Here is a 19,781-nt window from a genome sequence, read left to right as displayed (position 1 = left end):
ACGGGCGCCGGAGAAACCGGCGCCCTAATTTATATTGGACTTGTGCTCAGGCGGTGAGCTCCAGCTCCTCCCGGGCCTCCCGCTCGTTGTCGGCGGAGAAGCAAAACCGGCCCGCCCAGTCGTACACTTCCACATGCCCCCGTACCCAAACAATGCTGTAATCCATCCTGTTTTGCTCCTTTCTGCGGCGAATGTGTCGCCGGATGTTGTAAATTCGGTGTGTAACCATCTCTGATTACACCCTGATTTTACAAAAGGAACAGTCCAATAAACAGGACTTTTATAAGGAGGCGCCATGGAACCTGTCTTTTATACCGTCCAGTCCATTAACGGGGACTATGCCGATCTGGTGAGCGACCAGGGACAGCCCCACTCCATCACCATGTTTCTCCTCCCCGAGGGGACCACGGTGGGCAGCCAGCTGAAGCTGGAAAATTTCCAGTGGGAGCTGATGTGAACAGAAAAAGCACCCCGCGCTTACGGCGCGGGGTGCTTTTTTGTAGCATAAGATTACTTGTTGCTGCGGCGCCAGATGTGCATCTTCTCCGCGTCCTGGATGAGCTGCTCCCGGAAGTCGGGGTGGGCGATGGAGATGATGGCCTCGGCGCGCTCCCAGGTGGACAGGCCCTTCAGGTTGATCATACCGTACTCGGTGACCAGGTACTGCACGCAGGAGCGGGGGTCGGTGGCGATGGAGCCGGGGGTGAGGGTGGGCACGATGCGGCTCTTCACGGTGCCGTCCTTGCCGGTGACGGTGGAGGACAGACAGATGAAGCTCTTGCCGCCCTTGGACAGGTAGGCGCCCATGACGAAGTCCAGCTGGCCGCCGGTGCCGGAGATGTGCTTGAGGCCGGCGGACTCGGCGTTGACCTGGCCGAAGAGGTCTATGTCAATGGCGTTGTTGATGGAGATAAAGTTGTCCAGCTGGGCAATGACCCGCACGTCGTTGGTGTAGTCCACAGGAGCGGCCATGACGTCGGGGTTGCGGTTCACGTAGTCATAGAGCTTCTGGGTGCCGGCGGCGAAGGCGTACACCTGACGGCCCTTATCCAGAGTCTTGTTTTTGCCGGTAATCTTGCCCGCCATAGCCAGGTCCACAAAGCCGTCCACGTACATCTCGGTGTGGACGCCCAGGTCCTTCAGGTCGGACTGGGCGATCATGGAGCCAACGGTGTTGGGCATGCCGCCGATGCCCAGCTGCAGGCAGGCACCGTTGGGGATCTGCTCCACAATGAGCTTGGCCACGGCGCGGTCCACGTCGGTGGGCTCACCGCCGCCGCCCAGCTGGGCCACGGGGGGATTCTCACCCTCTACCACGTAGTCCACGTCCTGGATGTTGATTTCGCAGCCGGTCAGACCGTACACCCAGGGCAGGTTCTGGTTGACCTCCACGATGATGGTCTTGGCCTTCTCCAGCATGTCGGCCAGGTGGGAGGCGCCCAGAGCGTAGCTGAAGTTGCCGTGGCTGTCCATGGGGGTGACCTGAATCATGGCCACATCCACGGACAGGTTCTCCCGGTAGAACCGGGGCAGCTCGGAATAGCGCATGGGACTGAAGAAGCCCATGCCCTTGGTAATGATCTTCCGGTCGATGCCGCTGCAGTGCCAGCTGTTCCAGGTGAAGTGGTCGCCGGCGTCATCAGCCTTGGCGATCTCGGGCATCCACATGGTGACGCCTCCCCGTACCTTCACGTCCCGGAGCTCATCCTTCCGGGCGGCCAGGGCCTTGTCCAGGGCGATGGGGTGGTTGGTGCACCAGCCGTAGTCCACCCAGTCGCCGGACTGAACTACCTTCACTGCCTCCTGAGGGGTGGTGAGCTTCTGCTGATAAAGAGCCTGATAATCCATATTGTCAATCCTCCTATGTGATAGAGATTGGGGTTATGTGTTCAGGGTGGGGCCGCGTCAGCGGCCCATGTCCAGATAGTAGGGCTTCATGAGGCTGGGCTGCTCCGTGGAGTCCTTGGGCTGATGGCGGTGGGACTCCAGGTCGGGCTCATGCCGCCCGCCGGAGCGATTCCGCCGCTTTTTGTTGCTCTCCGGCCGCTCAGCAGCCTGCTTGGGGGCAGGCTGCTTTTGGATGGGGGCAGTCTGAGAAGCGTGCTCTGCCTTAGGGGCCTGCCCTGGACCGGCTTTCTTCTTCCGGCGCCGGGTGCTGTGCTCGCTGCTCCGCTCGGGACGGGCGGGCGCTGCGGGGGAGGCATGCACCGGACGGCGAGGGGCCAGCAGGCGGGCGGTGGCGTCCATAATGACGTCGCTGTCCAGGGGGTTGGGGCGGTAGAAGTCAGTGCGGGGCATGGCGTCCCCGGTGTCCATCAGGTGGCCGGAGCGCACCAGCTTGGGCCGCTCAGAGCGGGCCGAGGAATTGCGCCGGGCCGGTTCGCTGGGCCGGGTCGGGGTAATCTCCTGGGTGGGAGCAGTCTGGGGAGCCTGTACTGCGGCCTCCTGGACCTCACCGCTCTTTTTTCGGCGGCGACGGCGGCGCTTGGACTTGCTCTCCTTCTGATCCTCCAGAGCCTGGAGAGCCTGAACCTCCTTCTCCTGCCGGGCCAGCCGCTCCTCCCGGGCGGCAGCCTTTTGCTCCTCGTCCCGGGCGCGGCGCTTTTCCCGGGCGGCGGCCCGGGCCTCCGCGTCCTCCTCATTGATGATGCGGCCGTGTTTGTCCCGCTTGGGGGCCTCAAAGACCTCAATGGGGAAGGGGTGGTTCTCCACCTTGGGGATGGAGCGGTGGATGAGCTTTTCAATGTCCCGCAGCAGAGGCTGCTCAGCAAAGTCGCAGAAGGCGATGGCCTCGCCGCCCCGGCCTGCACGGCCGGTACGGCCAATGCGGTGGACGTAGGTTTCAGGCACCTCAGGGAGGTTGTAGTTAAAGACGTGGGACAGTTCCTCAATGTCCAGGCCCCGGGCGGCAATGTCGGTGGCCACCAGACAGCGGATGCGTCCGGCCTTGAAGTCGGCCAGGGCCTGCTGCCGGGCAGTCTGGCTCTTGTTGCCATGGATGGCGGCGGCGGAGATGCCCTCCTTCACCAGGTCCCGGGCCACCTTGTTGGCCCCGTGCTTGGTGCGGGTGAAGACCAGAGCGTTTTTCACCTGCTTCTGCTCCATGAGCCAGGCCAGCAGCCTGGTCTTGTTGGCCTTATCCACCGGGTAGACCCACTGACGGATGGCCTCCACCGGGGATGAGACGGGATCCACCGCCACCCGAGTGGGGTTTCGAAGCAGGGAGGAGACCAGATCGGCGATCTCCGGGGGCATGGTGGCGGAAAAAAGCATGGTCTGCTTTTGGACGGGCAACCACTTGAGAATTTTCCGTACGTCGTGGATGAAGCCCATGTCCAGCATGCGGTCGGCCTCGTCCAATACGAAGATTTCCAGGTCGTCCAGGGAGATATAGCCCTGGTCGTGGAGATCCATGAGGCGGCCGGGGGTGGCCACCAGAATGTCCACGCCCCGCTTCAGAGCCTCCACCTGGGGGTTCTGGCCCACGCCGCCGAAGATGACGGTGTGGTGCAGTTGGAGGTGCTTCCCGTAGGCGGAAAAATTTTCCCCGATCTGAATGGCCAGCTCACGGGTGGGGGTGAGGATGAGGGCCCGGATGGGGCGGCCCTTCACCGGGGACGCGCTGAGCCGCTGAAGAATGGGGGTGGCGAAGGCACAGGTCTTGCCGGTGCCGGTCTGGGCGCAGCCCAGTACGTCCCGCCCTTCCAGGGCGGGGGGAATGGCCTTCTCCTGAATGGGAGAGGGGTGCTCGTAGCCCTGCTCCTCCAGGGCGGAGAGAATGGGGGCACAGAGCCCCAGTTCACGAAATGTCATGCAATACTTCCTTTACGCATTCGGGCACCGGAGCGCCCGGCCCGCAGCATGTCCCCGCGGGCTGGGGAGGGGGTCACGTGCGGGAGCGGAATTCTTCCAAACGCTCCCGCACGATTCGGGCGGTCTGGGCCAGAGTCTGGCCGCCGCCGCAGTCGATGACCAGGTCGGCATATTTGTCGTAAAGGGGGGCACGGTAGGCCAGAATGTCGGCCAGCGTCTGGCCGGGCTCCATGGCAATACCCCGGGTGGACAGGTTCTGAATCCGCTGGGACAGCTCCTCCAGGGGAACCTTCAGATAGACCACCGGACCCAGGGACTTGAGGTGAAGGGCAGCCTTTTCCCGACAGATAGCGCTGCCCCCCGGCGCAATGACGTTTCCGGTGCAGGACACGGAGCAGACCGCCTCCTCCTCCGCGTCCAGAAAGGCCTCCACGCCCCTGGTGTCCAGAATTTCCTGGAGCAGCGCTCCCTCCCGCTGCTGGATTACCAGATCCACATCCAGAAAGCCGTAGCCTAGGGCCTTGGCCAGAAGAACGCCCACGGTGCTTTTTCCGGAGCCGGGCATGCCAATCAACACGATATTTTCCAATGCTGGTTCCCAACCTTTACAGACAAATTCAACCTATATCATACCATAGCTCCGGAAAAAAAGAAAGGGGAGGCAGGGCGAAAAGGAGGAGAGGAACGGCAAAAGGAAAGCGAGCTTCCTGCCTTTTCCGGCTTGTCGCCCGAGAAGGGCCAAACCTTGACAGAGAGGCGCCGGCCATCGTATGATTTGATTACCAAAACCATTCCAACCGGCGGATGACGGAACGGGAAAACGAAGGTGCAGAGTGTGCAGCGCACATCAGACGACAGGGGGAGACGACTTGAATCAGATTTTGAATTTCGGGTCCTTGAATCAGGACAGGACCTACCATGTGAAAGAGTTTGTGCAGGCGGGAGAAACCATCCTGGCCCAGGGATACGAGGAGTTCTGCGGAGGGAAGGGACTGAACCAGTCCATTGCGGCGGCCCGGGCGGCGGGAGGAGCCGTTTATCACGGAGGAGCGGTGGGCACTGACGGCGCCGGGCTGGTGGAGGCCCTGAAGGGAAGCGGAGTGGATGTGCGTTATCTCCAGACCCTGGAGGGTCCCAGCGGGCACGCCATCATTCAGATCAATGAGCGGGGACAAAACTGCATCATTGTGTACGGCGGCACCAACGTGAAGCTGACCCGTCCCTACATTGACGGGGTGCTGGACAATTTCGGCGCGGGGGATTTTCTCATCCTGCAAAATGAGATCAACGAGGTACCCTACATCATGGAGCGGGCCCACCGGCGCGGCATGCGCCTGGTATTCAACCCCTCTCCCATCACAAAGGAGCTGTGTGAGAACTACCCTCTGGATTTAGTGGAGTATTTTATACTCAATGAAATCGAAGGAGCGGCTCTTTCCGGGGTGACAGGGAGCAACCAGGAGGTTCTGGAGGGGCTGCACAAGCGGTTCCCCGATGCCGCCATCGTCCTCACGGTGGGCGACCAGGGCGTGCTGTACGCCCGGGGAGAGGAGCGGCTGAGCCGGGGCATTTATTCCGTGCCGGTGGTGGATACCACGGCGGCGGGGGATACCTTCTGCGGGTATTTTGTGGCCGCCTTGGCTCAGGGCCTGCCGGCGGAGGAGGGCCTGCGGCGGGCCTCTGCCGCCGCTGCCCTTGCGGTGTCCGTCATGGGGGCGGCTCCCTCCATTCCCAACGAAAGCCAGGTTTCGGCCTTTTTGGAGGAGCGGGGCTGAGGCTCGCCGCCATAGGAAACGAAAAACAGGTCCGGCCATGGTCATCCACGGCCGGACCTTTGTTATCCTTGTATGTAAGAGATCTTCTGCTTATGCCACGCCTACGGTAATGAGGATGTTGGCATAGGTGCGCTTCTCGCCGGTGGAGATAGCCAGACGGACAGGAGGAAGACAGCAGGCATCATAGAACTCATAGTGACCCAGCACATCCAGCTTCAGGTCAGGCAGCATGGCCTTAAAGTCCTCATAGATTTCCGGGGTGGTGCCGTCGCCGGGATCCATGACCTCCGCCTTCTCAATGCTGATGACGCTCTGGAGGGCGGCCAGCACGTCGGTCACGGTGGGCATGCCGGGGGTGAGGCCCAGATAGACCAGCTCCGCGTCGCCGGTCTTGGAGTCCAGAGGATAGTTCCCGTCGGCGATCAGGATCTTGTCGCCGTGGCCGCAGAGGGCCAGGGCCGCAATCAGGTCCGGATGAATCAGCTTTCCTTTTAACATAATACGTTCCTCCTGTTCTGATGTTTGCGATTCTGCCGCCCATAGGGCGGCAGGTGGATTTGGCGGGATCCCTGGAGGGGTGCTCCGTCTGGGCCTTCGGAAAAGAGAGAGACCTGGCCCGGTGCACGCTGCGGCGACCGACCGTCAAAACTATTATATAAAATGGGGACAGACAATGCAACAGCCATCCCGCTCCGGGAACCAAAAAACCGGACGTTCCTTTGGGGCGGCTCTGTGGTAAAATAGGGCTGAAACAAAGCACTGGGACACCCAGTTTTCTTTGAAATGGTCCGGGCAAAGAGGAAATGTTCCGGCTCAACATAATTTGGACACATGGGGAGGCTATCCTATGGATGAAAGGAGGGAGAAGGAAATGGAGCGGGTGCTGCTGGTGGAGGACGAAAAGCGGATCCGGGATATTGTCCGGGACTACTTTGCCGCCCACGGTCTGGAGTGCGACCTGGCCCGGGACGGGGAGGAGGCCCTGGACCTTCTTCTGGACCACGACTACGACGCCATTTTGCTGGATGTGCTCATGCCCCGGCTGGACGGCTTTGGGGTGTGTCGAGCGGTGCGGGAGAAAAGCGCTGTGCCCATTTTGTTCCTCACCGCCTTGGGGGGCGAGGAGGAGATGCTTCGGGGCTACGCCCTGGGCTGCGACGACTACGTGACCAAGCCCTTCTCCCTGGCGGTGCTGCTGGCCAAGACCCGGGCCCTTATCCGCCGGAGCAGGGGCGGCACGGAGGTGCTCACCTGCGGGGCCATCTCGTTGGACACCGCGGGGCGGAGCTGCACCGCGGCGGGGAAGGTGGTCAAGCTGTCCCCCCGGGAGTATGACCTGCTGCTGTGTCTCATGCGCAACCGTGGGCAGGTGCTCACCCGGGCGCAGCTTCTGGACAAGGTGTGGGGGCTGGACTTCGAGGGGGATGACCGGGCGGTGGACGTGCGCATCCGCAGCCTGCGGGCCACCCTGGGCCCGGCGGGCGGGCAGATCAAGACGGTGTATAAAACAGGCTATCGGCTGGAGGAGGTGTAACCCATGAAGAAAGAGAAGGCCAGATCCCTGCGCCGGCGGCTGCTGGCCCCCCTGGCCATCACCTTTGCCCTGTTGTGGCTGGGGGTGGTGGCGATTTTGTTTCACGGGGAGGTGGAGGCGGTGGACAGCCGGGTGGCCCTGGCCCGGCAACAGGCCCGGGACGCCCTGGAGGAGTACTGGCAGTTCTACGAGGACAACCGGGCAAAGGGCGCGGAGGACGCGGGCAGCATCCTGCGTGAACAGCTGAGCAACACGGTCCTTGGAAGGCTGGATAATATGGACGGCGGGCTGGCCCTGCTGGCCCGGGAGGAGGAGACGGGGGAGGTCTTCCGCAGCCAGATCGCCTGGGGCTACGGCCACGAGGCGGGGGTGGATCAGGGCCAGCGGTGGTACCTGACCTTTGACCAGGGGCTGGACCGGGAGGGACAGATGGAGCTGGCCCGGTGGCTCATAGACCACCGCAATGGATGGGCGTACGCCGTCTACCCCCTGGGCACAGAGGTGGACAGCGGGCAGTCCCCCTACGACGGCACCTGGGCCCGGGTGACGGGCGTCCAGGAGGTGGGACACACCCTGGCGGTGCAGAAAATAGAGCTGGTTCACCCCGACGGGACCACAGAACTCATGGTGGAGACCGACAACCAGGGAGCAGATCCCGTTACCCTGGAGCTGAAGTATATGCAGGTACGCAGCGTCCTCCTTCCCTCCTGGAGCAGCGACGGGAGGGACGGCTACACCGACATGGAGCGGCGGCTGGACAATTATCTGGAGGCCAACGCCATCCTGAACCGGATCCTGGCGGATGAGGATCGGGCCGTGATCCACAGCGGCGGCTTTGCTCTGGGAACGTACAATACCAACAATTACGTCCTGCGCTATGTGGCCGGCCAGTACCAGACCGCCCCCTATGTCCTGCGGACCAACTGGGGGACCTACCTGACCCTGCTGGTCATTACCGCCCTGGCTGCCCTCATCCTCTCGGCCAAGCTATCCAAAAAGGTGACCCAGCCCACGGAGGAGCTGTGCCGTCAGACGGAAGAGGGGCGATGCCGGGCGGACGGGCCGGTGCGGGAGCTCAACACCCTGGCCGCCGCCTTCAATGCCGCCCAGGATAAGCTGGAGGGCCAGCTGGAGCGGGAGCGGGACTTCACCCGCTCAGCGGCCCACGAGCTGAAAACGCCCCTGGCGGTGCTCCGGGCCCACGCTGAATCTCTGCGGGAGGACATTGACCCCCGGAAGCGGGAGGAGTATCTGGACGTGGTGCTGGAGGAGAGCGACCGCATGGCCGCCCTGGTGGGCAGCCTGCTGGAGCTGAGCCGCCTGGAGGCGGGGGTGCCCCTCAACGTTGAGGTGCTGGAGCTGTCCGCTCTGGCGGAGGAGGCCTTTGACCGCTTGGCCCTGCCTCTGGAGCAGAAGCACATCACACGCTCCCAGACCCTGGAGGAGACCTGGCTGGCGGGGGACGGGGAGAAGCTGCGGGAGATCCTGGACAATCTGGCCTCCAACGCCCTGCGCCACTGCAAACCCGGAGGGACCATCCGGGTAGAGCTGAAAAAAGAGAAGGGCCTTGCCCGCCTGACTGTGGAGAACGAGGGAGAGCCGATCCCGGAGGAGGATCTGCCCCGGCTGTGGGAGCCCTTCTGGCGGGGAGACAAGTCCCGGAGCCGGGACAGCGGCGGCACCGGCCTGGGCCTGACCATTGTCCGAGCGGCAGTGCTGGCCCACGGGGGAGGCTGCGGCGTGGAGAACCGGCCCGGCGGCCCGGCCTTCTGGATCACATTGCCCCTGGACACCTGATGACAAACGAAAAAGCAGCGCGAACCGGAAGGTTCGCGCTGCTCTTTTTTGAAAGAAGGACTCAGACCTCTGAGTCGGCGTAGGCGGCAAACTCCTCCGCCTGGGGGTCGGTGAAGACCTTGGCAAAGACCTGGGCGTCCATGGTCTCGTGGTCCAGCAGATAGCGGGCAGTGAGCTCCAGCTGACTGCGGCACCGGTTGAGAATCTCCTCGCAGCGGTGGTAGGCGCCGTCCACAATGGCCTTGACCTCCTGATCGATCTGGCCGGCCACCTCCTCGGAGTAGGTGCGGGTCTGGGCCATGGAGCGGCCGATGAAAATCTCGTCGCTCTCGTTGCCGTAGGCGATGGTGCCCAGCCTCTGGCTCATGCCGTACTTGGTGACCATGTTCCGGGCAATCTGGGAGGCCTTCTGGATGTCGCTGGAGGCACCGGTGGAGATATCCCCCAGAATGATCTGCTCGGCCACCCGTCCGCCCAGACACACGGCGATGCGCTCTTCCAGCTCCTTCCGGGACAGATAGGCCTTGTCCTCGCTGGGCAGGGAGATGGTCATGCCGCCGGCAGGACCACGGGGAATGATGGTGATCTGATGGACTGGGTCCTGGGAGGACAGCTCGTGGATGACCACGGCGTGGCCGGCCTCGTGATAGGCGGTGAGCTTTTTGGCGTGGGGAGTGACCACCCGGCTCTTCTTCTCCGGGCCGGCGATGACCTTCATCATAGCCTCATGGAGGTCCTCCATGGTAATGAACCGCTTATCCGCCCGGGCAGCCAGCAGGGCTGCCTCGTTCAGGAGGTTCTCCAGGTCGGCGCCGGTGAAGCCGGCGGTGGACTGGGCAATCTCCCGCAGGGACACATCCTCGGCCAGGGGCTTTTTCTTGGCGTGGACCTTCAGGATGTCCTCCCGGCCCTTGATGTCGGGCAGGCCCACATAAATCTGGCGGTCGAAGCGGCCGGGACGGAGCAGGGCGGGGTCCAGAATGTCCTGGCGGTTGGTGGCGGCCAGCACAATGACGCCCTCGTTGGAGCCAAAGCCGTCCATTTCCACCAGCAGCTGGTTCAGAGTCTGCTCCCGCTCGTCGTGGCCGCCGCCCAGGCCGGCGCCGCGCTGGCGGCCCACGGCGTCGATCTCGTCGATGAAGACGATGGCCGGGGCCTCCTTCTTGGCCTGGTCAAAGAGGTCGCGGACCCGGCTGGCGCCCACGCCCACATAGAGTTCCACAAAGTCAGAGCCCGAGATGGACAGGAAATGGACCCCGGCCTCGCCGGCCACCGCCTTGGCGATGAGGGTCTTACCGGTGCCCGGAGGGCCCACCAGCAGTACGCCCTTGGGGATGCGGGCGCCCAGAGCGGTAAACTTCTGGGGGTCCCGGAGGAACTGGACGATCTCCTGCAGCTCCTCCTTCTCCTCCTCAGCCCCTGCCACATCGTCAAAGGTGACCCGTTTGCCCTGGTCAGCCAGGGTGCGGGTGCGGGCGTGGCCGAAGCGGGAGGCACCGGGAGCGCCGCCCCCACCGCCGCCCATGGCGGAGCGCTGGCGGTAGAGAAGGTACATGAAGAAGCCCACCAGCACCAGTCCAAAGAGGTAGGGCAGGTAGTTATACCACCAGGAGCTCTCCACTCCCGGGGGCAGGTCGTAGCGCAGCAGGCCGGCCTCCATCTGATCCTCCCACAGCTGGTGCAGGTCCTGGTAGAGCCAGTCGGGGCGGGCCACCTGGTAGGTGACGGTGGAGGTCTTGCCGTCCTCTTCCCGCAGGGTGAGGGTGAGGGTGTTGTCCTCCAGTTCGAAGTAGGACACCTTCTCCTGCACAAAGAGGGCGCGGATATCGCTGTATGTGGGACCGTCCGCCTGATTCATCTGCTGGAGGGAGGTGATGGCAAAGAGCATCAGCATGATGACCAGCAGATAGAGGGTCAGGTCCCGGGGACTGAATTTTCTCATGGAATTTCGTCCTTTCCGGCGGCAGGATAGCCCGGGGGAAGATCCGCCAATCGTCCCCCGTCAGGGTCCAGCCGGCTCAGCCGCCGTAGACCTGGGGCTTGAGAATGCCGATATAGGGCAGGTTGCGGTACTGTTCCGCGTAGTCCAGACCGTAGCCCACCACGAAGGCGTCGGGAATGGTGAAACCGCAGTAGTGGAGCTCCACCGGCTTGGTCCGCCGCTCCGGCTTGTCCAGCAGGGTGCACAGACGGATGGAGGCGGGGTGGCGGTGCTCCAGAATTTTCAGCAGGTAGCTCAGGGTGTTGCCGCTGTCCAGAATGTCCTCCACCACGATGATGTGGCGGCCGGAGATGTCCTCAGACAGGTCCTTGGTGATCTGCACCTGGCCGCTGGAGGAGGTGCCCTTCCCGTAGGAGGAGACAGCCATAAAGTCCAGGGTGCAGGGCAGGTCGATGGCCCGGCACAGGTCGGCCATAAAGATGAAGGAGCCCCGCAGCACGCTGATGAGCATGATCTCCTTTCCGGCGTAATCCCGCTCGATCTCCCGGGCGATCTCCTGTACCCGGGCCTTCAGCTGCTCCTCGCTGAACAGTACTTCCTGGATGTCCTTCTCTAGCATGATTCTGCTTCCTTTCCAGATGATGATTCCGTCCCGTCCCCGGCGGACCGAGTCAGGAGGGGGGTGATGATGATATGCCAGGCGGCCTGCCCCTCATGGGGGAGAAAGGCGGCGTCCGGGCCCAGACCGGCGGCGGCGGCCACCTGCCCGTCCCAATCCAGAACGGGCAGGCAGTCCCGGCGGGACTGGGGTATTTTTTCGTCAATAAACCACTTTTTCAGGGTTTTCTCCGGCCGGCCCGGCAATTTGAGCCGGTCGCCGGTGCGCCGGGGGCGGAGGGTCACCCCTTCGCCGGGCCGGGCGTCCAGCCAGAAGTCAAAGGGGCCCTGGCGCTGCCCTGCGTAGACCGCGGGGGAACAGCGTATCAGGAAGGGGGATGCCTGGGTTTCCCCGGGCAGGGCCAGGGGGACAGGTTCCAGAACCTGGGGCGTGGTGTCCCGGGTGAGGACCAAGAGGTCATATTCCCGCCGGGCCGTAAGGCCGTAGGGCAGGCTCAGCCGGGCGGAGGGGTCCTCACTGCGGCACAGCCGCACCAGACTCTCCAGATGGGCCGCCCCGCAGTCCTGGTCGCCCCCGTTGAGGGTGCCCATGAGCTGCCGCACCGCCCGGACGGCCACGGGGCCGGGGGCGTCGGCAATGAGCCAGGCGGGGAGGGAGAGGCCCTGGGGCAGAACCTGGGCCTGGCCGGAGAGAATTTTGGCCTGTTCCTCCAGAAAGGCCTCGTCGGCCCGCAGCCGGCCCGCGCAGCCCGCCAGCCGGGCGGAAAAGCCGGGGAACAGGTCCTCCAGCACGGGTACCACCTGGTGGCGGATGCGGTTTCGGGCGTAGGCGTCGTCGGCGTTGGAGGAGTCCTCCCGCCAGGGCAGGCCGTAGTAACACAGATATTCCTCGATCTCCCGGCGCTGGGTGGACAGCAGGGGGCGGATGAGGTCGCCCCGTACAGGGGCGATGCCCGTCAATCCCCGCAGGCCGGAGCCCCGGGCCAGGTGAAAGAGAATGGTTTCGCTGTTGTCGTCGGCGGTGTGGGCGGTGGCGATGAGGGTAGCGCCCGCCTCCCGAGCCGCCTGACGGAGAAAGGCATAGCGCATGTCCCGGGCAGTCTCTTCAATGCCCTGCCCCAGCAGGGCGGCCTGGGAGGCCACGTCTCCGCTGCCGGAAAACAGGGGAACGGCGGGGAGCACCCGCCCGTCGGGCAGACGGTCCTCACCGCAGCATTCCGAGACAAACTGCTCCACAAACCGGGCGTCCCGGTCCGCCTCCTCCCCACGCAGCTGGTGGTTATAGTGGGCGGCGGCCAGAGAGAACCCCAGCCTGGGACGCAGGTGATAGAGGGCGTGGAGCAGGCACACGGAGTCTGCTCCGCCGGACACGGCGCACAGCACCGTGCAGCCCTTGGGGAGCATCCCATGCTCCCGGATCAGCGCTTCCATGGATTCCAGCATGGTACCTCCCAAATGGAACACAGGTTGCGGGAACGAAATCGTACCCGTCCCTGCCAATCATCAGTATTCGCTGTGCTGCCACTCGATGTCGCTGAAGGTGGTGAAGTCGGGCAGCCACTGCAGCTCCACCGTGCGGGTCTCGCCGTGGCGGTTCTTGGCCACGATGCACTCGGCCAGGTTGGGGTTCTCCGTGTCCTTGTTGTAGTAGCCCTCCCGGTAGAGGAAGAGCACGATGTCGGCGTCCTGCTCGATGGCGCCCGACTCACGCAGGTCGGAGAGCATGGGGCGCTTGTCGGTACGGGACTCGTTGGCACGGGAGAGCTGGCTGAGGCAGAGAACGGGGACATTCAGTTCCTTGGCCATGATTTTCAGGGACCGGGAAATGTCCGAGACGATCTGCTGCCGGTTGTCGCTGGAGCGGGTCTTGCCTCCGGCGGACTGCATCAGCTGCAGGTAGTCGATGACCACCAGGCCCAGATCCTCCACCCGGCGGCACTTGGCGTTGATGTCGGCCACCGAAACGGAGGAGTCGTCGTCAATGAGAATTTTGGAGCGGGTGAGGGAGTCGGCGGCCACCGCCACCTTCTCCCAGTCCTCCTCGGTGAGCTTGCCGGTGACCAGCTTCTTGTTGTCCACGAAGCACTCGCTGGAGATAAGACGGAGAGCCAGCTGCTCCCGGCTCATTTCCAAGGAGAAAAAGGCCACCGTCTTGCCCGATTTCTTTCCAGCCTCCAGCAGGATGTTCAAGGCCATGGAGGTCTTACCCATACCGGGACGGGCGGCCAGAAGAATGAGGTCGGACTTGTTGAGGCCGGAGATGGCCCGGTCCAGATCCCGCAGTCCGGTGGACATACCGGGGATGGCGCTGTCGCTGGCGGCCAGCTCACTGAGCCGGTCGTACACGTCAATGAGTACGTCGGAGATGGGGGTCAGCCCCCGGGCGGCGCGGCCCTGGCGGATGGCGTAGATGCGCTGCTCCGCCGCCTCCAGAATGTCCTGGCCGGTGTCGGTGCCCTGCTGAATCATGGCGGTGAGATCGCCTGCGGTCTCGGCCACCCGGCGCAGCAGGGTCTTGTCCTTGAGAATGTCAATGTATTCCTTGACATTGGCGGCGGTAGGGGTGGTGTCCATGAGCTGGAGCATGTAGCTCCGGGACTGGTTCTCGTCGTAGACTCCGTTCTGCTTCATGTTCTCCAGCACCGTCACCGGGTCAATGGTGAGGGAGTAGTTGAACATGGAGTAGATGGTCTCGTAGATCTCCCGGTTCTGCCGCAGGTAGAAGTCGTCCGGGCGCAGCTTGTCAATGACCTCCGGCACGCACCGGGGGTCAATGAGCATGGAGCCCAGCACCGCCTGCTCCGCTTCCACGGAGTGGGGCAGCTGCTTCAAGAGCAGTTCTTCATCCTCCAGAGCCATGTTGTCACCGCCTTCCAAGTTGGAATGAGACATCAGAAATAAGGGGAGCGTCCGGACAGGCCGGACGGCTTGAAGCGCCGCAGGGCGCACCCCATACACTGCAAGTATGGATGGAAGAAAACGTAAACCTTCGGCTTACTTTTCCTCCACCACCATCACGTTGACGGTGCCCACCACTTCATAGCCCAGCTTGGCCTTGATCTGGTAGCCGCCGCAGGCCTTGATGGGCTCCTCCAGCACCAGCTTGGCCTTGGCGATGGTAACGCCGTGCTGGGCGGCCAGGGCCTCGGAGACCTCCTTGGCGGTGACGGCGCCGAAGAGCCGTCCGCCCTCGCCGGCCTTGGCGGGGATCTTGACCATCAGGCCTTCGAGCTTCTTGGCAGTGGCCTCAGCCTCCGCCTTCTCGGCAGCCTCCTGGGCCTTGCGGGCCTTCTCCTGCTGCTTCATGGTGTTCAGGTTCTCGGCGGTGGCGATGACGGCCAGCTTCTTGGGCAGCAGGAAGTTGCGGGCGTAGCCGTCGGACACGTCCACCAACTGGCCCTTCTTGCCCTGGCCTCTTACGTCTTGCTGTAAAATGACTTTCATAATGTGTTCCTCCAAATACAGTGAGTATTTTTAAATTACAATATTGCAAAAATGTGGGGTAAACAGGGGAAATCCCGCCGCCCCGGTCAGGAATCCAGATAGCGGTCGATGGCCTGGGCCAGCTCCACGGTGACCTGCTCCAGGGTCTTGCCGGACACCTGTCCGCCTGCCGCCGCGGCGTTGCCGCCGCCGCCCAGCTGCTCCAGAATCACCTGGACGTTGGTGTCCCCCATGGAGCGGGCGGAGATAACCACCCGTTCCCCGTCAGGGGCCAGGACGAAGGAGGTGTCGATGCCGATGATGTTCAGAAGCTCGTCGGCAGCCTGGGCCGCAATCACCCGGCCCACGGGACGGTTGGCCACAGCGATGGCGATGTGCTCCCGGTAGAGCTTGGCGTTCTGGATAATGGAATACTTGGCGATGGTGCCGGACAGATCATTCTGGTAGAGCTTTTTCACCTCAGCGGTGTCGGCACCGGAGCGGCGCAGGAAGGCGGCAGCCTCAAAGGTGCGTCCGCCGGTGCGCATGGTGAAGTTCTTGGTGTCCAGCACGATGCCCGCCAGCAGGGCCTCGGCCTCGGTGCGCAGCAGCTGGTTGGGCTCCATGACGTACTGGAGAAGCTCGGTGACCAGCTCGGATGCAGAGGAGGCGTAGGGCTCGTGATAGTTCAGAGCCGCGCCCTCGATGTAGGTGGCCGCACGGCGGTGATGGTCAATGACCGCCACCCGGTTGCAGGACTTCAGCAGATCCTCCGCCTGGACCTGCTCGGGGCGGTTGGTGTCCACCACCACCGCCAGGGAGCGGGTGTCGGCAATGAGCAGGGCCTCCTGGGGAGAGAGGAAGCAGTCCTGATATTCGGGCAGCTGGGCCAGCTTGTCGATGAGCTCCTGGGCCGGGGGAGTGCCCGCCTCCCGGATGATGTGCACCGGCACGCCGTTTTTCCGGCACAGGGCAAACACGCCCGCCGCAGCGCCCAGACAGTCGTTGTCGGGGAAGCGGTGGCCCATGATAAACACCTGGGAGGAGTCGGCGATGAGGGAGGACAGGGCGTTGGCCATGACCCGGCTCTTGACCTTGGTGCGCTTCTCCGTCTCCTTGGAGCGGCCGCCGTAGAATTCAAAGGTAAACTTGTTGCGGATGACCGCCTGGTCACCGCCCCGGGACAGGGCCATGTCGATGGACAGGTTGGCAAACTGCAGAAGCTCCTGATAGCTCTCACCGTCCTGGCCGATGCCGATGGACAGGGAGGCGTTGATGCCGCTGGGGTTGACCACCTGGTGGATGGTGTCCAGAATGTCAAACTTCTTCTCCACAAACTGGGACAGATACTGCTCCTCGAAAATAAAGAGGTAGCGTTCCCGCTGATAGCGGCGGAGAAGTCCGCCGGTGTGGGCCACCCAGGCGTCCAGACGGGAGTCGATCTCCGAGACCAGGGCGGAGCGCTCGTTCTCCGTCAGGTTTTTCATCAGTTCCTCGTAGTTGTCCAGCAGCAGCACAGCGGCCACCGGGCGGGTGGCGCGGTACTGGTCCCGCACCAGGCAGAACTCGGTGACATCCACCCAGTAGAGGGTGGCCAGGAAACCGCCGCTCCGTCCGCCGGTACGCACCAGATGGCCGAAGACCAGGAAGCGCCGGCCGCCGTAGCTCACCTCGCTGGGACAGGCGCTCTTGCCCTCCATGAGCCACCGGGTGTCGAAGCCGGGGATCAGGGCGGAGAACTTGGCGTCAAAGAGGTGCTCCCGCTGACCGGTGAGCTGGAGAAAGCGGTCGTTGGTCCAGATGATGTCGTCGCTCTCCGGCCGGAAGATGATCATGGGCAGAGGCGAGTTGGTCATGGTGTCCCGGGTGGCGGTGTCCACTGTACCGGTGAAATTTTCCAGGTATTTGGAGATTTCACGGCGACGGCGGCGGTTGCTCTGTCGGTTATAAAGTCCCAGACAGGCGACCACGGCCAGCTCCGCTGCCGCCAGGGGCAGAGAGAACAGGGCGGAAATCCCGGCAAATACGATCAGGCAGACGAAATAGAGCTGGAAGCTGGGCTGAAACAGCTGAGAAATCTTCCGGTTCAACGGTACGTCCCCCTTTCCTGCGTGTCGCAAAAATTTTCAGATTGGATTCCATAACAAAGGCATTTTATTATATCAAATCCCATGGGAAAAGACAATAGGCACAAAGGCGGCCCGGGGCCACAAAAATTCTCCGGAAAGGGCAAAGGACCGTTGCACCCGGGGACAAAGACTGCTATAATGTGGAGGAAACGGCCGTATTCCGCACGGCCCCCCGCGGAAACGGGAGCAGGAATGAAATTCGCCGGACCTCGTTGGTCCCGGCGCACAGAGATATGCTTTTTGTGTGGAATGTAAGCCAGTAAAGGAAATTAGGAGGCAACCACAATGCAAGAGATCAAGATCACCCGTGCCGCCACTCTGAAGGAAAAGCCTGATTCCTCCACCCTGGTGTTTGGCAAGAATATGACCGACCACATGTTTATTGTGGATTATGATGAGGGACAGGGCTGGCACGACGCCCGCATCGTCCCCTACGGCCCGCTGCCCATTGACCCCGCCGCCAAGGTGCTGCACTACGCCGAGGAGATCTTTGAGGGCCTGAAGGCCTACCGCACCGCCGACGGAAGCATCCAGCTCTTCCGCCCCGACTGCAACATCGAGCGGATGAACAACTCCGCCTCCCGTATGTGCCTGCCCGAGATTCCTGCCGACCTGGCTCTGGCCGGCATTACCGAGCTGGTCAAGCTGGAGCGCGACTGGGTGCCCGCTGAGAAGGATACCTCCCTCTACATCCGTCCCTTCATGATCGGCCTGGATCCCGCTCTGGGTGTCCATGCCTCCCACCACGTGCAGTACATCGTCATTGTCTGCCCCGTGGGCGCCTACTATCCCGAGGGTCTGAACCCCGTGAAGATTTACGTTGAGGACCAGGATGTCCGCGCGGTCCGCGGCGGTACCGGTATGGCCAAGACCGGCGGCAACTACGCCGCCTCCCTGCGGGCCGGTGACCGGGCCGAGAAGGCCGGTTACAGCCAGGTGCTGTGGCTGGACGGCGTGCACCGCAAGTACATTGAAGAGGTCGGCTCCATGAACGTTATGTTCAAGGTGGCCGGCAAGATCATCACCCCCGACCTGAACGGCTCCGTGCTGCCCGGCATCACCCGCCGCTCCTGCATCCAGCTGCTGAAGGACTGGGGCTACGAGGTGGAGGAGCGCCGCATCTCCGCTGAGGAGCTCTTCGAGGCCGCCGAGAAGGGCGAGCTGGAGGAGGCCTGGGGCACCGGCACCGCTGCCGTTGTCTCCCCCATCGGCGAGCTGGCCATGGGCGACAAGAAGGTCACCGTCAGCAACAACCAGATCGGTGAGATCACTCAGCGTCTGTATGATGAGCTCACCGGCATCCAGTGGGGCCGCGTGGCCGACACCCACGGTTGGACCATGAAGGTGTGCTGAGCCAGTCCCGACACATACCAGAGATGAAACGAGCCCCGGAGGCAACTGCCTCCGGGGCTTTTTCCTTCTTCAGGGGTGCAGGCTGGCGATGAACTGCCGGGCCACCCGGGGGGTGCGGCCGGAGTGGCGGATCTCCCAGGTCATGGCCTGGGCGTGGAGCTCCTTGGGGTCCATGGAGATGCCCGCCTGCTGGGCCAGATAGTCCACCAGGGCCAGGTAGCCGTCCTTGTTCATGGTCAGGTAGGGGATGCGCAGACCGAAGCGCTCGGCCAGAGCGGTCTTTTCCGAGATGGTTTCAAAGGTGTCCACCTCATCTCCCGCCCGGTCGGTGAAGGTCTGGCGTACCAGGTGGCGGCGGTTGGAGGTGGCGTAGATGGCCACGTTCACCGGCCGCTTTTCCAGGCTGCCCTCCAGAATGGTCTTCAGGGAGGAGTAGGTCTTGTCATCCTGGTCAAAGGCCAGATCGTCAATGAACAGGATGAACTTCTGACGCCGCCCGTTGAGAGAGCGCATCAGCCGGGGCAGGCCGGTGAGGTTCTCCTTCTGGATTTCGATGAGGCGCAGGTCCTCCATTCCGGGCAGGTAGAGCATGGACTTCACTGTGGCCGACTTGCCGGTGCCGCCGTCTCCGAAGAGGAGGACGTTGTTGGCCTGGCGGCCGGAAATAAGCTGGCGGGTGTTCTGCTCCACCTGGCCCCGCTGCAGCTCGTAGCCCAGCAGGTCCTGGGGCTTGGGACAATCGGGGTCGGCCACGGGGATGAGCGCCCCCTCCTCCCACAGGAAGGCACGGTACCGGGCGTAGAGGCCGCAGCCGTGGGCGCGGTAAAAATCGGTGAGCTTGGCAAAGTCAAAGGGAGCTCCCGACTTCCACCGGGGCAGCCCGGCCAGCACCGGGGCGTAGTCGGCGGACAGGGCGCTTTTCATGGCGTCGATGTACCGGTCGCAGTCGGTCTCGGCCAGCAGCACCAGGGTCTCCACATCCCGCCGGGCGCCCTCCTCCAGGGCGGGGTCCTTCTCGCCCCGCTCGGCCAGAGCACCGTAGGGGCTGTCGCAGTAGCGCAGGTAGTCCCACAGCCAGTCCCCAAGGCCCTGGAAGCCCTCCGACCGCAGCAGGTAAAAGACCTGCCCGTACAGATCCAGGGCGCGCTCTCCGTTGCCGAAGCCGCAGGTGATCAGCAGCTGGGACACCGCCTGCATGAGGGGGGTGTCCATCAGGGGACGATAGGTACAAATACCGCCCAGAGCGGTATGCAATGCATTCAGATTCATGGCCCATTCTCCCTTTTTGTGGTATTCCGGTTCCATTTTAATGTCTGCCTCTGCCCTTGTCAACCAAGGGGGGCTGTGATAGAATAAGGTCCGCAAGTGGGCGGTACAGGGAAAAATCCCGGTTTTGT

At 63.2% G+C, this 19,781-nt stretch carries 16 protein-coding genes; 5 read left to right on the top strand and 11 right to left on the bottom strand.

What is annotated here, in order from left to right; genetic code table 11:
- Positions 1-295 precede the first annotated feature (295 nt).
- Complete coding sequence (locus DWX58_RS15305) at positions 296-457, top strand: hypothetical protein (RefSeq protein ID WP_199648663.1); 162 nt, start codon at positions 296-298, stop codon at positions 455-457.
- Positions 458-510: 53 nt separating this feature from the next.
- Here DWX58_RS15305 and DWX58_RS03030 read toward each other — a convergent pair whose 3' ends face one another.
- The 3 genes from DWX58_RS03030 to DWX58_RS03020 all read right to left on the bottom strand — a co-directional run bounded on the left by DWX58_RS03030 (position 511) and on the right by DWX58_RS03020 (position 4,402).
- A complete protein-coding gene (locus DWX58_RS03030; protein WP_118641541.1) occupies positions 511-1,848 on the bottom strand; it encodes a butyryl-CoA:acetate CoA-transferase in 1,338 nt (445 codons plus the stop codon).
- A gap of 57 nt (positions 1,849-1,905) precedes the next feature.
- The gene (locus tag DWX58_RS03025; protein ID WP_118641540.1) at positions 1,906-3,813 is read right to left on the bottom strand and encodes a DEAD/DEAH box helicase; all 1,908 of its coding nucleotides are present in this window, start codon (positions 3,811-3,813) and stop codon (positions 1,906-1,908) included.
- Between the two features lie 73 nt (positions 3,814-3,886).
- Entirely contained in the window at positions 3,887-4,402 is a 516-nt protein-coding gene (locus DWX58_RS03020; RefSeq protein WP_118641539.1) for a shikimate kinase, read from the bottom strand.
- 244 nt (positions 4,403-4,646) lie between these two features.
- Here DWX58_RS03020 and DWX58_RS03015 point away from each other — a divergent pair, with 244 nt between their 5' ends.
- Positions 4,647-5,588: a ribokinase gene (locus DWX58_RS03015; RefSeq protein WP_347559146.1), complete on the top strand. Its 942-nt coding sequence runs from the start codon at positions 4,647-4,649 to the stop codon at positions 5,586-5,588.
- Positions 5,589-5,678: 90 nt separating this feature from the next.
- Here the strand turns inward: DWX58_RS03015 and DWX58_RS03010 are convergent, their stop codons facing one another.
- The gene (locus DWX58_RS03010) at positions 5,679-6,086 is read right to left on the bottom strand and encodes an RbsD/FucU family protein (protein ID WP_118641537.1); all 408 of its coding nucleotides are present in this window, start codon (positions 6,084-6,086) and stop codon (positions 5,679-5,681) included.
- Between the two features lie 349 nt (positions 6,087-6,435).
- Between DWX58_RS03010 and DWX58_RS03005 the strand changes: the two genes are divergently transcribed.
- Complete coding sequence (locus DWX58_RS03005; RefSeq protein ID WP_243093234.1) at positions 6,436-7,122, top strand: response regulator transcription factor; 687 nt, start codon at positions 6,436-6,438, stop codon at positions 7,120-7,122.
- A 3-nt stretch (positions 7,123-7,125) separates the two neighbouring features.
- A complete protein-coding gene (locus DWX58_RS03000) occupies positions 7,126-8,919 on the top strand; it encodes a HAMP domain-containing sensor histidine kinase (protein WP_199648661.1) in 1,794 nt (597 codons plus the stop codon).
- 61 nt (positions 8,920-8,980) lie between these two features.
- On the opposite strand, the gene ftsH is transcribed toward DWX58_RS03000, so the two are convergent.
- From ftsH to DWX58_RS02970, 6 genes are all read right to left on the bottom strand, one after another.
- A complete protein-coding gene (gene ftsH, locus DWX58_RS02995) occupies positions 8,981-10,861 on the bottom strand; it encodes an ATP-dependent zinc metalloprotease FtsH (RefSeq protein WP_118641534.1) in 1,881 nt (626 codons plus the stop codon).
- Between the two features lie 76 nt (positions 10,862-10,937).
- Positions 10,938-11,480 (bottom strand): hypoxanthine phosphoribosyltransferase, encoded by a 543-nt coding sequence (gene hpt, locus DWX58_RS02990; protein WP_118641533.1) that lies wholly within the window; start codon positions 11,478-11,480, stop codon positions 10,938-10,940.
- Entirely contained in the window at positions 11,474-12,922 is a 1,449-nt protein-coding gene (gene tilS / locus DWX58_RS02985) for a tRNA lysidine(34) synthetase TilS (RefSeq protein ID WP_118641532.1), read from the bottom strand. The genes hpt and tilS overlap by 7 nt, the downstream gene beginning before the upstream one ends.
- Before the next feature lie 60 nt (positions 12,923-12,982).
- Complete coding sequence (dnaB, locus tag DWX58_RS02980) at positions 12,983-14,338, bottom strand: replicative DNA helicase (protein ID WP_118641531.1); 1,356 nt, start codon at positions 14,336-14,338, stop codon at positions 12,983-12,985.
- 135 nt (positions 14,339-14,473) lie between these two features.
- Positions 14,474-14,923, bottom strand: coding sequence for a 50S ribosomal protein L9 (gene rplI / locus DWX58_RS02975; protein WP_118641530.1), 450 nt, complete (start codon positions 14,921-14,923; stop codon positions 14,474-14,476).
- An 86-nt stretch (positions 14,924-15,009) separates the two neighbouring features.
- Positions 15,010-16,992, bottom strand: coding sequence for a DHH family phosphoesterase (locus DWX58_RS02970; protein WP_118641529.1), 1,983 nt, complete (start codon positions 16,990-16,992; stop codon positions 15,010-15,012).
- A gap of 324 nt (positions 16,993-17,316) precedes the next feature.
- Between DWX58_RS02970 and DWX58_RS02965 the strand changes: the two genes are divergently transcribed.
- Complete coding sequence (locus DWX58_RS02965) at positions 17,317-18,384, top strand: branched-chain amino acid aminotransferase (RefSeq protein WP_118641528.1); 1,068 nt, start codon at positions 17,317-17,319, stop codon at positions 18,382-18,384.
- A 69-nt stretch (positions 18,385-18,453) separates the two neighbouring features.
- Here the strand turns inward: DWX58_RS02965 and DWX58_RS02960 are convergent, their stop codons facing one another.
- Positions 18,454-19,653, bottom strand: a complete 1,200-nt coding sequence (locus DWX58_RS02960) for an ATP-binding protein (protein WP_118641964.1) — start codon at positions 19,651-19,653, stop codon at positions 18,454-18,456.
- Positions 19,654-19,781: the final 128 nt, after the last annotated feature.

Source organism: Pseudoflavonifractor sp. AF19-9AC (assembly GCF_003478995.1).
Classification (GTDB): Bacteria; Bacillota; Clostridia; order Oscillospirales; family Oscillospiraceae; genus Lawsonibacter.
Note: the sequence above shows the minus strand (reverse complement) of the source record. Positions and strands in the feature narration are given on the sequence as shown.

What these genes read in the sequence shown, in the direction of transcription:
- DWX58_RS15305 (WP_199648663.1), top strand. Translation starts at nt 296, where the DNA reads ATGGAACCTGTCTTTTATACCGTCCAGTCCATTAACGGGGACTATGCC.
- DWX58_RS03030 (WP_118641541.1), bottom strand. Translation starts at nt 1,848, where the DNA reads ATGGATTATCAGGCTCTTTATCAGCAGAAGCTCACCACCCCTCAGGAG.
- DWX58_RS03025 (WP_118641540.1), bottom strand. Translation starts at nt 3,813, where the DNA reads ATGACATTTCGTGAACTGGGGCTCTGTGCCCCCATTCTCTCCGCCCTG.
- DWX58_RS03010 (WP_118641537.1), bottom strand. Translation starts at nt 6,086, where the DNA reads ATGTTAAAAGGAAAGCTGATTCATCCGGACCTGATTGCGGCCCTGGCC.
- DWX58_RS03005 (WP_243093234.1), top strand. Translation starts at nt 6,436, where the DNA reads ATGGATGAAAGGAGGGAGAAGGAAATGGAGCGGGTGCTGCTGGTGGAG.
- DWX58_RS03000 (WP_199648661.1), top strand. Translation starts at nt 7,126, where the DNA reads ATGAAGAAAGAGAAGGCCAGATCCCTGCGCCGGCGGCTGCTGGCCCCC.
- ftsH (WP_118641534.1), bottom strand. Translation starts at nt 10,861, where the DNA reads ATGAGAAAATTCAGTCCCCGGGACCTGACCCTCTATCTGCTGGTCATC.
- hpt (WP_118641533.1), bottom strand. Translation starts at nt 11,480, where the DNA reads ATGCTAGAGAAGGACATCCAGGAAGTACTGTTCAGCGAGGAGCAGCTG.
- tilS (WP_118641532.1), bottom strand. Translation starts at nt 12,922, where the DNA reads ATGCTGGAATCCATGGAAGCGCTGATCCGGGAGCATGGGATGCTCCCC.
- dnaB (WP_118641531.1), bottom strand. Translation starts at nt 14,338, where the DNA reads ATGGCTCTGGAGGATGAAGAACTGCTCTTGAAGCAGCTGCCCCACTCC.
- rplI (WP_118641530.1), bottom strand. Translation starts at nt 14,923, where the DNA reads ATGAAAGTCATTTTACAGCAAGACGTAAGAGGCCAGGGCAAGAAGGGC.
- DWX58_RS02965 (WP_118641528.1), top strand. Translation starts at nt 17,317, where the DNA reads ATGCAAGAGATCAAGATCACCCGTGCCGCCACTCTGAAGGAAAAGCCT.
- DWX58_RS02960 (WP_118641964.1), bottom strand. Translation starts at nt 19,653, where the DNA reads ATGAATCTGAATGCATTGCATACCGCTCTGGGCGGTATTTGTACCTAT.